Source organism: Streptomyces sp. NBC_00503, from assembly GCF_036346895.1.
Classification (GTDB): domain Bacteria; phylum Actinomycetota; class Actinomycetes; order Streptomycetales; family Streptomycetaceae; genus Streptomyces.
Window position 1 is genome coordinate 1,360,939 of record NZ_CP107855.1, and the last position, 12,432, is coordinate 1,373,370.

General features: G+C 73.9%; 12 protein-coding genes. 7 read left to right on the forward strand and 5 right to left on the reverse strand.

All coding sequences use genetic code 11. The annotated features are described in order from the left end of the window. Positions 1–41 precede the first annotated feature (41 nt). Genes OG490_RS06315 through OG490_RS06325 form a run of 3 tightly spaced genes read left to right on the forward strand, consistent with a single transcriptional unit; the run spans position 42 to position 2,343 of the window. Positions 42–842: a LamB/YcsF family protein gene (locus OG490_RS06315; protein ID WP_330295292.1), complete on the forward strand. Its 801-nt coding sequence runs from the start codon at positions 42–44 to the stop codon at positions 840–842. 8 nt (positions 843–850) lie between these two features. Beyond that, positions 851–1,477: a 5-oxoprolinase subunit B family protein gene (locus OG490_RS06320; RefSeq protein ID WP_330300804.1), complete on the forward strand. Its 627-nt coding sequence runs from the start codon at positions 851–853 to the stop codon at positions 1,475–1,477. Beyond that, positions 1,474–2,343 (forward strand): biotin-dependent carboxyltransferase family protein, encoded by an 870-nt coding sequence (locus OG490_RS06325; protein WP_330295293.1) that lies wholly within the window; start codon positions 1,474–1,476, stop codon positions 2,341–2,343. The genes OG490_RS06320 and OG490_RS06325 overlap by 4 nt, the downstream gene beginning before the upstream one ends. A 41-nt stretch (positions 2,344–2,384) precedes the next feature. On the opposite strand, the gene OG490_RS06330 is transcribed toward OG490_RS06325, so the two are convergent. The 4 genes from OG490_RS06330 to OG490_RS06345 all read right to left on the reverse strand — a co-directional run bounded on the left by OG490_RS06330 (position 2,385) and on the right by OG490_RS06345 (position 6,107). Beyond that, positions 2,385–3,353: an alpha/beta hydrolase gene (locus OG490_RS06330; RefSeq protein ID WP_330295294.1), complete on the reverse strand. Its 969-nt coding sequence runs from the start codon at positions 3,351–3,353 to the stop codon at positions 2,385–2,387. Continuing rightward, positions 3,350–3,853, reverse strand: coding sequence for a DUF2867 domain-containing protein (locus OG490_RS06335; RefSeq protein WP_330295295.1), 504 nt, complete (start codon positions 3,851–3,853; stop codon positions 3,350–3,352). Before OG490_RS06335 ends, OG490_RS06330 begins: the two co-directional genes overlap by 4 nt. A 96-nt stretch (positions 3,854–3,949) precedes the next feature. Next, on the reverse strand, positions 3,950–5,347 hold the full coding sequence (locus OG490_RS06340; RefSeq protein WP_330295296.1) for a HEAT repeat domain-containing protein: 1,398 nt from the start codon (positions 5,345–5,347) through the stop codon (positions 3,950–3,952). Between the two features lie 343 nt (positions 5,348–5,690). Further along, positions 5,691–6,107: an ankyrin repeat domain-containing protein gene (locus OG490_RS06345; protein ID WP_330295297.1), complete on the reverse strand. Its 417-nt coding sequence runs from the start codon at positions 6,105–6,107 to the stop codon at positions 5,691–5,693. A gap of 300 nt (positions 6,108–6,407) precedes the next feature. On the opposite strand from OG490_RS06345, the gene OG490_RS06350 reads away from it, so the two are divergent. Both OG490_RS06350 and OG490_RS06355 read left to right on the forward strand, forming a co-directional pair. Further along, positions 6,408–6,602 carry a hypothetical protein gene (locus OG490_RS06350; protein ID WP_125646070.1) on the forward strand — a complete coding sequence of 65 codons (195 nt, stop codon included), beginning with the start codon at positions 6,408–6,410 and terminating at the stop codon, positions 6,600–6,602. A 51-nt stretch (positions 6,603–6,653) separates the two neighbouring features. Continuing rightward, complete coding sequence (locus OG490_RS06355; protein WP_330295298.1) at positions 6,654–8,291, forward strand: hypothetical protein; 1,638 nt, start codon at positions 6,654–6,656, stop codon at positions 8,289–8,291. Positions 8,292–8,321: 30 nt separating this feature from the next. Here the strand turns inward: OG490_RS06355 and OG490_RS06360 are convergent, their stop codons facing one another. Then, on the reverse strand, positions 8,322–9,824 hold the full coding sequence (locus tag OG490_RS06360) for an SCO1417 family MocR-like transcription factor (RefSeq protein WP_330295299.1): 1,503 nt from the start codon (positions 9,822–9,824) through the stop codon (positions 8,322–8,324). A 223-nt stretch (positions 9,825–10,047) separates the two neighbouring features. Here OG490_RS06360 and OG490_RS06365 point away from each other — a divergent pair, with 223 nt between their 5' ends. After that, on the forward strand, positions 10,048–10,818 hold the full coding sequence (locus OG490_RS06365; RefSeq protein WP_330295300.1) for a glycerophosphodiester phosphodiesterase: 771 nt from the start codon (positions 10,048–10,050) through the stop codon (positions 10,816–10,818). A 67-nt stretch (positions 10,819–10,885) separates the two neighbouring features. After that, positions 10,886–12,283, forward strand: coding sequence for an MFS transporter (locus OG490_RS06370; protein ID WP_330295301.1), 1,398 nt, complete (start codon positions 10,886–10,888; stop codon positions 12,281–12,283). Positions 12,284–12,432: the final 149 nt, after the last annotated feature.

The following is a 12,432-nucleotide window of genomic DNA, read 5'->3' on the forward strand; positions in this document are numbered from 1 at the left end:
GACACGTGAACACGGACCGCGCGCTGTTCTACCCTCACCGCATGGCTTCCATGATCACACCGGATCCGTCCGGCCCCGCCCCCGTGATCGACCTCAACGCCGATCTCGGCGAGGGCTTCGGCCGCTGGACGCTGACCGACGACGAGGCCCTGCTGTCGGTCGTCACCAGTGCCAACGTCGCCTGCGGGTTCCATGCGGGCGACCCGTCCATCATGCGCCGCGTCTGCGAACTGGCGGCCGCCCGCCGGGTACGGATCGGCGCGCAGGTCTCGTACCGCGACCTGGCGGGCTTCGGGCGCCGCTCCATGGACGTGCCGGCCGGTGAGCTGGCCGACGAGGTGGCGTACCAGATCGGGGCGCTGGAGGTGTTCGCGAAGGCGGCCGGCTCCACGGTGTCGTACGTGAAACCGCACGGCGCGCTCTACAACCGGACCGTCCACGACGCCGATCAGGCCGCCGCCGTCGTCTCGGGCGTGCTGCTGGCGGCCGGGCGCGCGGGGCTGCCGGTGCTGGGGCTGCCCGGCTCGCTGCTGCTGGCCGCCGCCGAACGGGCCGGACTGACCGCCGTCCCGGAGGCCTTCGCCGACCGCGCCTACACCCCGGCGGGCACCCTCGTACCACGCGGTGAGCCGGGAGCCGTGGTGCACGACCCGGACGCGGTGGTCGCCCGTGCGGTCGCGATGGCCGCCGAGGGCTCGGTGGTGGCCGCCGGCGGATCCCGCATCCCGGTGGCCGCCCGCTCGCTCTGCCTGCACGGGGACACCCCCGGGGCGGCGGACCTGGCCCTGCGCGTCCGGGCGGCGCTCGGCGCGGCCGGGGTCCGGGTGGAGGCCTTCGCGTGACCGGTGCGGTGAGGGCCCTGCCCGTGGGCGCCGAGGCCCTGCTCCTGGAGGTGGACTCCGCGGAGGAGGTGGCCGCGCTCCACGCGGAACTGCTGCGCCGCCGGGACGCGGGCGAACTCGGCGGGCCGGGCGGCGTACGGGACATCGTGCCCGCGGCCCGGACCGTCCTGCTCGACGGGGTGCGCGAGCCGCGCGCCCTGGCCGCCCGCATCGGCCGCTGGGTGATCCCGCCGCTCGCACCGGCCGACGGCCCCCTGGTCACGGTCCGGGTGCGCTACGACGGGCCCGACCTGAAGGAGGTGGCCGCCCTGTGGGGGGTCGCCCCCGAGGAGGTCCCCGGCATCGTCGGTTCCGTCTCCTTCCGCGTCGCCTTCTGCGGCTTCGCCCCCGGCTTCGGCTACCTCACCGGCCTCCCGGCCCGGTTGCGGCTGCCCCGCCGCGCGACGCCCCGTACGGCCGTACCGGCGGGCTCGCTGGCGCTGGCGGGCGAGTACGCGGGGGTCTATCCCCGCTCCTCCCCCGGCGGCTGGCAGCTGATCGGCTCCACCGACGCGGTGCTGTGGGATCCGGCGCGGGAACCGGCCGCCCTCCTCGCACCGGGAGTACGGGTCCGGTTCGCGGAGGTGGCGGCATGAGGGCCTTCGAAGTGCTGCGGCCGGGCGCGCTGACGACCGTCCAGGACGGGGGCCGCCCCGGCTACGCGCACCTGGGCGTGCCCCGCTCGGGCGCCCTCGACTCGGCGGCCCACACCCTGGCCAACCGCCTCCTGGGCAACCCGCCGCGGGCCGCCGTGCTGGAGACGACCCTCGACGGCGTGGGCCTGCGGGCCCTGGCCGGCCCCCTGCTCGTCGCCGTGACCGGCGCCCCCTGTGCGGTACGGGTCTGCGGGCGGGCCGCACCCTGGGGAGCCCCGGTCCTGCTGCGCGCCGGGGCGGAGCTTTCCGTGGGCCGGGCGGAGTCGGGGGTGCGCAGCTACGTCGCGGTGCGGGGAGGGTTCGCCGTGGACCCGGTCCTGGGCAGTCGCTCGACGGACCTGCTGTCGGGCCTGGGCCCCCCGGTCCTGGCGGCGGGAGCCCTGCTGCCGGTGGGCCCGCCCGGCCCGGATCCGGTGGCCGGGGTGGACGCCCTCGCCGTCCCGGGCCCGCCCCAGGAGCTCGTCCTCCCGCTGCGCCTGGGCCCGAGGGCCGACTGGTTCGACGCCCGTTCGCTGACGGACGGCCTGCTGCGCGCCCCGTACCGCGTCTCCCCGGCTTCGAACCGCATCGGCCTGCGCACGGAGGCGGGGCCGCCGCTGCTCCGCGCCCGGTCCGGGGAACTCCCGAGCGAGGGCATGGTCCTGGGCGCGGTCCAGGTCCCCCCGGACGGCTACCCGGTGGTCTTCCTGGCCGACCATCCGGTGACGGGCGGCTACCCGGTCGTGGGCGTGGTCCCCCCGGGCCGCGCCCTGGATGCGGCGGCGCAGGCCGGGCCGGGACTGGCCGTGCGCTTCGTGCGGTCGTAGGAGGCGTTCGCAGGAGGCGTTTGCAGGAGGCGTTCGCAGGACTACGAGAGGACCCGCCCGAGCCAGCGGAGGCGGGCCTCGCGGGCGTCCCGGCTGAGGGCTGCGTCCGGCGCGAGGGTGTCGAACCCGTGGAAGGCCCCGGGCCACACGTGCAGTTCGGCTTGGCCTCCGGCCTGCCAGATCGCGTTGGCGTAGGCCACGTCCTCGTCCCTGAACGTCTCCGCCGACCCGACCTCGATGTACGCCGGTGGCAGCCCGGACAGGTCCGTGGCGCGGGCGGGGGCCGCGTACGGCGGCAGGTCCTCGGCGCCGTACCGGTCGCCCAGGGCCGCCCGCCAGGCGGTGGCGTTGGAGGTCCGGTCCCAGGTGTCGACTCCGGCCATCTGGCGGCTGGAGAAGGTGTGGTCGCGGTCGTCGAGCATGGGGCACAGGAGCAGCTGTCCGATGGGTGCGGGGCCGCCGCGGTCGCGAGTGAGCAGCGCGAGCGCCGCCGCGAGTCCGCCGCCGGCGCTCTTGCCCCCGACGAGGATCCGGTCCGCGTCCACACCGAGGCGGTCCGCGTGCCCGGCCGTCCACACGAGCCCGGCGTAGCAGTCCTCCAGCGGTCCCGGGTACTGGGTCCGCGGCGCCAGCCGGTATTCGACGGAGACGACGGCCAGCCCCAGCGGCAGGGCCCAGTCCCGGAGCAGCCGCGGGAGCACGGACCACGCGTTTCCCATGATCATTCCGCCGCCGTGCATGTAGTAGAGCACCGGCAGCGGCCCGGAGGCCGCGGCGGGCCGTGCGTGCACGAGGGTGACGTCCGGTCCGCCCGGCGGTCCCGGTGCCCGCAGCTCGGCCACTTCGAAGCGGCCGCCGTCGGCGAGTTCGCGGACGGTGGGCCGTGCCCGGGTCGCGGCGTCCCGCTCCTGGCGGGCCGCGAGGTTCCCGGGGGTGAACGGCTCGCGCACCGCGTCCCCCGACGCGGCGAGGGCCTCGCCCAGTTCGCGGTCGAAGGGCGGTGCGGTCACGACGTGCGGGGGCGGAGCAGGCTCAGGACGACGAGGTGGTGGAAGGGCTCGATGGCGCGGAAGTAGAGGCGCCCGGCGGTCCGTTCGAACCGGACCACCGTCGTGCAGACGCCCTCCGACCCCGACCCGTCGGCCTTGGGCCGCACGGCGAAGGAGGCCCGGAAGGCGAGGTGCTTGTCGTCGTCCCCGCACAGGACCTCGTCCTGCGTGACCGACAGGACGCGGAAGGGCCCGCGTTTGACGCCCGGTTCGATCCGGGTCTCGGCCGGTTTCGCCCGCTCCTGCACCTGGAGGCCGAACGGAGCGACCAGCCTGTCGCGCAGGGCCAGGAGCCGGCCCACCCAGGCGGGACTTCCGGTGGAGACGAGGCGGACGAAGTCCTCCGCGCTCGTTCCGGGCGCCACGTCCACCGCCACCGCGTCCACGTGGTCGTAGGTTCCGAGGCTCGCGACCGCGGCCCCCACCACCGGCGCAACCCGCCGGCGAACTGTTCCGCCCATCACGCAACCCCCTTTGGCCGTCGGCCCATTACCTCATACGAGGCTCTGGGCCCTCCAGGCCCCCCCCGGGCCCTGGAGAGTCGACCGCACCGCCGACTACACCGCCGACTCCGGCGCGATCCGGTTGCGCACCGCCGACTGGACGTCCTCTTCCTCGGCCGGGTCCGTGGCCAGTCGCCGCAGCCTGGGCGCGACGCGGGCGTCGGCCGTCTCGGCGTGGCGTGCGGCCACCTCGCGGGTGGTCTCCTCGCAGTCCCAGAGGCATTCCACCGCGAAGCCCGCTCCGAAGGCCGGGTCCGTGGCCGCCAGGGCCCGGGCGGCCCGGCCCCTGAGGTGCGACGAGGCCGTCTCCCGGTAGATGTGGCGCAGCACCGGGGCCGAGCAGGCGATCGCGAGCCGGCCGGCTCCGTCGACCAGGGCGAACAGGCGGACCGAGTCGGGGCCGGAGCCCCGCACCGTGGAGCGCAGTGCTCCGAGCACCGGGCCGGCGTCCTCGGCTCCGCCGCGGGCGGCCAGGAGGGCCGCAGCGGCCCCTCCGAGGGCGTCGGGGCGGTGGGCCCAGCGCCGGGCCCGTTCGAGGGCGGCGGGGCCGCACATGCGCTCGTAGGCGGCCACGGCGGGCTCGTCCCCGGCGGCTTCGATGAGGTCCAGTACGGCCGGGTTCTCCGGCTCGGCGAGGACCAGGTGGTGCAGCGCGGTGGCGCGGGCGGCCTCGCCGTTGGCGCCGGCGGCGGCCGCAAGGATCGCGGAGCGGTCCTCGGGGGTGGCCACGGCGGCGAGGCAGCGGGCGGCGGGGACGTGCAGCGGGGTGCCCCGGCGCAGGCCGTCGGCGGCCCAGTCGAAGACGGCTTGGACGCCCCAGCCGGGCTGGGGGCCGCGCGGGGTGAGCTGGCGCTGCCAGCGGTCGAAGGAGCCCTGCTGGCGGGCGGCGCGCAGGCGCTCGCCGTAGGCGGGGTCTTCCTCCCACAGGCACCAGGGCCTGGGTTCGTAGGCGTCGCGGACGGCGGCGGCGAGCCGCGCCTCACCCTCCGGGGTGGCGGGGAAGCGGGCGAGCACGGGGGCGGCGAGCGAGCGCAGCCCCTCGTCGTCGTCGCGCAGGGCGAGCTCGTCGAGGGCCCAGGACCAGCCGGCGCCCGTGGCGGCGTAGCGGCGCAGCAGCATGAGTGCGTCGTCGCGGCCGTACGAGGCCAGGTGTCCGAGCACGGACAGGGCGAGGCCGGTGCGGCGCTCGTCCTCGTCGACGAGGTCGTCGACGCTGAAGAGGTGGTTCTCGATCTCGCCGAGGGGGCCGTCGAGGTCCACGTACAGGCGGGCGTAGTACAAGGAGCGGTTCTCGACCTGCCAGTCCTGGCGGGGATCGCCGGCCACGCACTGGTTGAGCGCCGACAGGGCCTCGGCCCTGGGCGCGGCAAGTGCGTGCAGCGTTCCGTCGCCGCGCCCCCGCTGGAGGAGCCCGAGCAGGGTGCCGCTTGGCGCTATGACTGGTTCGAACATGGGAATGGCCTCAAATCAAGCTGGGGACGCAACCGGGAATCAAAATTCACAGGGCCGCGTAACAGCATGTGAGGACGTCCGCCGTCATGTTCCGCTCGATGTAGACCATTGCCTTCTCACTCTCGTCGGTGCTTCGCGGCCAGGGCGGCGGTCCCCCGGCAGGTGTGGGTTCGGACACCCGTTGTGTCCTGCCCGCTCCTGCCCGTCCGTCCTGTCCGCGAATCGAATCCGACGTCATGATGACCCAGGCGGTTTGTGCACCGCGACCACATTTAAGGCCGCCGTGACCAATCCGTGAGGTCTGGAACGGCCAAAGGCCGCGCACGGGGCTGCCAAAAGCGGACTACTTGGCTCCGAAAAGTTCCAGCAGGTCAGCCTTTGCGAACATGCGGGCCGTGTCCACGGCGGAGGGCGTTCCGGCCTCCGGATCGGCCCCGCCGGCGAGGAGCGCGCGGATGACGGCTTCCTCACCCTTGAAGACGGCCCCCGCGAGCGGGGTCTGGCCGCGGTCGTTGGCGCGGTCCGCCTCGGCGCCGCGGGCCAGCAGGGCCGTGACGGCCTCGGCGTGGCCGTGGTACGCGGCGAGCATGACGAGGGTGTCGCCGCGGTCGTTGGTGAGGTTCGCCGGGACGCCCGCGTCCAGGTAGGCGGCGAGGGTCTCGGTCTCACCCCGACGGGCGAGGTCGAAGATCTTGGTGGCCAGCTCGATGACGTCCTCGTCGGGAACGTCCTGGGAGCTGTCCTCGACGTGCTCACTCATCGGTCGTACCGCCTTTCACGGGGTTACCCGGGGTTGCGCGGGCAGGGGTGCGTACGGCAATGCGTCCGTACGGGTGAATCGCCAGCGTAGCGCCCGGACCTGCACATGAGCGGGCCGGGCCGAGGCAATGATCACCCCGCGAGCCTCTTGCCTCCTACGCCCCCGGCGCGCCAGCCGGGCTGGGCCGGTCAAGTGAAAAACCCGGCGATTCACCCGTATGCACCTTTTGTCGCATTGATACTTCCTGTGAGCCTGGAAGAACTGATGGTGACCGTCCCCACCCACCAGGAGAACTGACTCATGGTCCTGTCCATCTCAGGTGTCGTCCTGCTCGGCATCATCGCCTTCCTGTTCTTCAAGAAGGACGGCATGAAGCTGACGCACGCGTTCGTCTGCGCGCTCTTCGGCTTCTTCCTCGCCGGCTCGGCCATCGCCCCCAGCATCACGGCGAGCACGGCGAGCCTCGCGAGCCTTCTCGGCGGGATCAAGCTCTAGCGCCCGGCACCCGGAACCCGTCCGAAGCATCCACAACTCCAGGAGACGCCCGTGGCCCGGCGCCCACTTCCCCGCATCCTCAGCAGCGGCACCGTGTCGCTGACCCGGGGCCGCGACTTCGCTCGCACGGCCGCCGACAGCGCCACGGACGTCCTCCATCCGCTCCTCACCATCGGACGCGGGCTGCGCATCCTGGCCTCGGCCGGGCGGCGCAAATGGTGCGACACCCCCAAGGACAAGCGTGGTCCCGCGCTGTTCCTGGGAGCCGCCTGCGTCCTCGTGGTCGCGCTCGTCCCCTACGGACCGCTCACCGCCCTGATCACCCTCATGGCGGCGGCGGCCTGGCAGGGACGCGACCGCACCCCGGTGAAGACCGGGCCCAGCGATGCCGAGACCGAACGCCTCGGCTCCCTCTATGAAGCCCTCGTGCCGTACTTCTCCATCCCGGAGGACCCCAGTCCGCTCTTCGCCCACGGCGGGGAGTGGGACAAGGCCTTCAGCGGCTACGAGTTCGACGAGGCGGGCCGCGTCACCCGGCTCCACATCCGCTACCCGGCCTACTTCACCGATGGCGAGGCCGCGTCACGGGCCCGGATCGAGGCACTGCTGCACGCCAAGTCCGGGCGCGGACGGGAGTATCTCTTCGACTGGGACGAGGAGGGCAACCAGCTCGACCTGAGCGTGCTGGCGGCGCTGCCGACAGGCATCGCCGCCCAGCCCTTCGTGACCTCCCCCGGCGAGACCGTGCTCGGTTTCACCGACCCGGGCAGCGTGCAGCGCACCCTGCCCGTCCTGGAGGGCGACGAACCCCGCGACATGCCGCCGGTCATCTGGCGCACCGGCTCCCGCTCCGCCGAACCCCACCTGCTGGCCGTCGGCCAGCCCGGCAGCGGCACGTCCACGCTGCTGCGCTCGGTCGCCCTGCAGGCCCTGCGGCACGGGGGCGACGTACTGATCGTGGAGGGCGGCGGCAGCGGCGAGTACTCCTGCCTCTCCGGCCGCTCCGGGGTCCTCGCCGTGGAGTGCGGACCCAGCGGGGCCCTGTCCACCCTGGAGTGGGCCGCGCGCGAGACCGAGCGGCGCCTGATCGCCGCCCACCGGGCCCGCGAAGCCGGCAGGCCGGCCCCCGAGGACACCCGCCGCCCGCTGTGGATCCTGCTCGACCGGCCCACCGTGCTGGCCCACCTGGCCACCGCCGAGGGCGCCCCCGACCCGCTCGCTCAGCTCCAGGTGCCGCTGCGGCACGGACGGGCCGCGCACGTCACCGTGGTGGTGGCCGAGCAGTTCGACCATCTCGAGCTGCTGCACGACTCGGTCTGGCAGCACACCAGGGCCCGGGTGGTGCTCGGGGCTGCCACCATCCAGCAGATCGCCGACGTGCTGGGGCTGCCCCCGCACACCACGCCCACGGCCGCCGTGCCGCCGGGGCGCGGGTACGCCCGGCTCGGCTCCGGTCCCGTGCACCGGTTGCAGGTGCCCGCCACCCCGGACCCGTACGACGACACCACCCACCCGGGGCCCCGGCAGGCGGTACTGGAGCTGCTGCCCGAGCGGCAGGCGCAGCCCAAGCCCGTCCCGGACCACGTCACGCTGAGCAAGCCCCTGCACATCGTGCAGCCGCCGGCCCAGTCCCAGGGCCCGGCGATCGACGCCTCGGAGATCCCCGAGGTCCCGGCGGACGCCCCGTAGGCAGTTCCTCGGGGACCTCTCCCCGGACCTCTACGCGACGAAGGTGCGCGGCGGCTCCGCGCCGCCGCCGCCCGCTCCGGTGCCGACCAGCCGGGCCGCCGCCGCCAGCCGGGCCGCCGCCTCCTCGGCCACCGGGCCGCCGACGGTGAACGGGAGCCGTACGTACCCCTCGAAGGCCCCGTCGACGCCGAACCGGGGCCCCGAGGGGACCCGTACGCCGACCCGCTCGCCCACCTCGGCCAGCCGGGAGCCCGACAGCCCGCCCGCGCGGGCCCACAGGGTCAGACCGCCCAGCGGCACCCGGAACTCCCAGTCCGGGAGCTCCCTGCGCACCGCCGCGACCAGCGCGTCCCGGTTCTCGCGGGCCTGGTTCCGGCGGATCTCCACCGCTTCGGCCCAGCCGCCGGTGCGCATCAGCCAGTCCACCGCGAGCTGTTCCAGCACGGGGGTGCCGAGGTCGGCGTAGGCGCGGGCCGCCACGAGGCTGCGGATGACGTCGGGGGCCGCGCGGACCCAGCCGATGCGCATGCCGGCCCAGAAGGCCTTGCTGGCGGAGCCGACGGTGATGACCGTGGAGCCGCCCGGGTCGAAGGAGCAGACCGGGCGCGGCATCTCCATCGCCGGGTCGAACTGGAGCTCGATCATGGTCTCGTCGGCGACGAGCACGGTCCCGGCCGAGCGGGCCGCCTCCACCATCGCGCGGCGCTGCTCGTCGGAGGCGAGCGCCCCGGTGGGGTTGTGGAAGTCGGCGACCACGTAGGCGAGGCGGGGGGCGGAGTCGCGCAGGACCTGGCGCCAGACGTCCATGTCCCAGCCCGTCAGCCCCTCCCCCATCGCCACCGGCACGAGGCGCACCCCCGCGGCCCGCATGAGTTGGAGGATGTTGGCATAGGACGGGGATTCGACGGCGATCCGCTCGCCGCGGCCGGCGAAGAGGCTGCAGATGGCGTCGATGGCGCCCATCGCGCCCGTGGTCACCATGATCTGCTCGGGCATGGTCGGGATGCCGCGCTCGGTGTACCGGTCGGCGAGCATCCGGCGCAGCGCGGGCAGCCCGGCCGGGTAGTCCCCGTGGGTGTGCGCGTACGGCGGGAGTTCCTCCAGAGCGCCCTGGACGGCCTTGGTGAGCCAGGGCTCGGGGGCCGGGAGGGCGGCGCAGCCGAGGTCGATCATCGACCCGAGGGACTCGGGGGGCAGGGGCTCCAGGCCGCGCGCGGGCATGGGGTTGCCGGCGGGCACGGAGGTCCAGCTCCCGGCACCCCGGCGGGACTCCAGGAACCCTTCGCCGCGCAGGGCCTCGTAGGCGGCGGCAACAGTGGTGCGGCTCACGGAGAGCGCGAGGGCGAGCTCCCGCTCGGCGGGGAGCCGGGCGGCGACGGGGACGCGGCCTTCGAGGACGAGGAGGCGGATCCCGTCGGCGAGGCTGCGGTACGCGGGCGGCTTGCGCGCGCCGGGCACCGCGGCCCGGCCCTGCTGGGAGGTGATGAGCCGGCCGAGCTGTGCGGCACCTACCGCCGAGGTCCACTGCGCCATGGGATCCGGTCCACCTTCGTAAAATTGGCCTCTGCCGTCCCGCCAAGGGCCGGGATTGGCTTGATTCCGCAGGTCCAGAATGCCACGCGGCACCCCCGCTCCGACCCGCAGGGCCCGCCAGGGGTCCGTCCCGACCGGGTAGCGGCCTGACCCGGGGGGGGCGTTCACCGGGCGGACACCGGGCCGCTCCCGTTGAGGCGGGGACAGGGGGCATACTGCCGCGGTGACGCACGTACACCTCCCCCACCCCTATCTCGACCACCCGGCACCGATCCCCTTCGCGCACCGCGGCGGGGCCGCGGACGGGCTGGAGAACACCGCCGCGGCCTTCCGGCGGGCCGCCGACGCGGGATACCGGTACTTCGAGACCGATGTCCACGCCAGCGCCGACGGGAAACTGGTGGCCTTCCACGACGCGACCCTGGACCGGGTCACCGACGGGCAGGGCCGGATCCGCGAGCAGCAGTGGAGCCGGATCCGGGAGGCCCGGGTCGGCGGGACCGAGCCGCTCGCGCTCTTCGAGGACCTCCTGGAGGAGTTCCCGGACGCCCGCTGGAACGTGGACATCAAGGACGAGTCCGCCCTGCACCCGCTGGTCAATCTGATCGCGCGGGCCGGGGCCTGGGACCGGGTGTGCGTGGGCTCCTTCTCCGAGCGGCGGGTGGCGCGGGCCCAGAAGATCGCCGGTCCCCGGCTGGCGACCTCGTACGGGGTGCTCGGGGTGCTGGGGCTGCGGCTGCGCTCCTTCGCGATCCCGGCCGCGCTGCGCGCGGGGGCGGTGGCGGCGCAGGTTCCGGAGACCCAGGGGGGCATCCGGGTGGTGGACCGCCGGTTCGTCCGCGCCGCGCACGAGCGAGGTCTGCAGGTGCACGTGTGGACCGTGAACGAACCGGAACGCATGGAGGCTCTACTCGACCTGGGTGTCGATGGCATCATGACCGACCGGATCGACATCTTGCGCACGGTGCTGGACCGGCGCGGGGCCTGGGCCTGACGAGCCCGTGGGCCTGCGCACCCGGTAAGGCGGCCGAGGCGGTACGGGGACCAGCGAGGGGGCACTCATGAGTGCGCAGACCACAGATCAAGCGGAATCCGGGGCGGAGGACGGCAGAGGAGCGGCTTCGGCGGCCACCGCCGCGGCGGCCTCGAAGGCGGCGCGCAAGCGCGAGCAGCACGGCTGGTACTTCTACGACTTCGCCTGCTCGGTGTATTCGACGAGCGTGCTCACCGTGTTCCTCGGGCCGTACCTGACCGCCGTGGCCAAGGCCGCCGCGGACGCCGACGGGTACGTGCACCCGCTGGGCATCCCGGTCCGGGCCGGTTCGTACTTCGCGTACTCCGTGTCGGCCTCGGTGATCCTGGCCGTCCTGATCATGCCGCTGGCCGGCGCGATCGCCGACCGCAGCGGCCGCAAGAAGCCGCTGCTGGCGGCGGCCGCGTACACCGGGGCCGCAGCGACCACCGGGATGTTCCTGCTGGGCGGCGACCGCTACCTGCTCGGCGGGCTGCTGCTGATCGTCGCGAACGCCTCGCTGTCGGTCTCGATGGTGCTCTACAACGCCTATCTGCCGCAGATCTCCACCCCCGACGAGCGGGACACCGTCTCCTCGCGCGGCTGGGCCTTCGGGTACACCTCGGGCGCCTTCGTCCTCGTACTGAACCTCGCGCTCTTCCAGGGCCACGACTCCTTCGGGCTCTCCGAGGGCGCGGCCGTACGGATCTGCCTGGCCTCGGCGGGGCTCTGGTGGGGCGCCTTCACGATCATCCCGCTGCGGCGGCTGCGGGACCGGGCCGTGGTCCGGGAGGCGGGACCGACCGTCAGCGGCTGGAAGCAGCTCATCGCCACCCTGAAGGACATGCGGCGCTACCCGCTGACCCTGTCGTTCCTGCTGGCGTACCTGATCTACAACGACGGCGTGCAGACCGTGATCTCCCAGGCCTCCATCTACGGCTCGGAGGAGCTGGAGCTGGAGCAGTCGACGTTGATCGTGGCCGTGCTGCTCGTGCAGATCCTCGCGGTGGCGGGCGCGCTGGGGATGGGCCGGCTGGCCGCGCTCTACGGCGCCAAGCGGACGATTCTCGGTTCGCTGGCCGCCTGGGGGCTCACGCTGGCCGCCGGGTACTTCCTGCCGGCCCGCACCCCGGTCTGGTTCTTCGCGCTCGCCTCGATGATCGGGCTGGTGCTGGGCGGGAGCCAGGCGCTGTCGCGCTCGCTCTTCTCGCACCTGGTGCCGGCGGGCAAGGAGGCCGAGTACTTCTCGGCGTACGAGATGAGCGACCGGGGCCTGAGCTGGGTGGGACCGCTGGTCTTCGGCATCACCTACCAGGTCACGGGGAGCTACCGGTACGCGATCATCTCGTTGGTGGTGTTCTTCGCACTGGGTTTCGTGCTGCTCGCCAGAGTGCCGGTCCGGCGCGCGGTGGAGGCGGCGGGGAATCCTGTACCGGAACGGATCTGAGCGGATCCGGGGACGCGAATTCGGAACAGATTTCGACGTTCAAGCGAAGGGCCGGTAGTGTACGCCTTTGGCCTGCCAGGCGGACCGTTACTGCGTGCTCACTGAGTGAAGACGTTGGGTGACATCTGCTGCCAGATGTGACAAAACGG

Bases quoted from the DNA above. Each gene is read 5' to 3' on its own strand.
- OG490_RS06370 (WP_330295301.1), top strand. From the start codon at position 10,886: ATGAGTGCGCAGACCACAGATCAAGCGGAATCCGGGGCGGAGGACGGC.
- OG490_RS06350 (WP_125646070.1), top strand. From the start codon at position 6,408: ATGGTCCTGTCCATCTCAGGTGTCGTCCTGCTCGGCATCATCGCCTTC.
- OG490_RS06360 (WP_330295299.1), bottom strand. From the start codon at position 9,824: ATGGCGCAGTGGACCTCGGCGGTAGGTGCCGCACAGCTCGGCCGGCTC.
- OG490_RS06325 (WP_330295293.1), top strand. From the start codon at position 1,474: ATGAGGGCCTTCGAAGTGCTGCGGCCGGGCGCGCTGACGACCGTCCAG.
- OG490_RS06345 (WP_330295297.1), bottom strand. From the start codon at position 6,107: ATGAGTGAGCACGTCGAGGACAGCTCCCAGGACGTTCCCGACGAGGAC.
- OG490_RS06340 (WP_330295296.1), bottom strand. From the start codon at position 5,347: ATGTTCGAACCAGTCATAGCGCCAAGCGGCACCCTGCTCGGGCTCCTC.
- OG490_RS06315 (WP_330295292.1), top strand. From the start codon at position 42: ATGGCTTCCATGATCACACCGGATCCGTCCGGCCCCGCCCCCGTGATC.
- OG490_RS06335 (WP_330295295.1), bottom strand. From the start codon at position 3,853: ATGGGCGGAACAGTTCGCCGGCGGGTTGCGCCGGTGGTGGGGGCCGCG.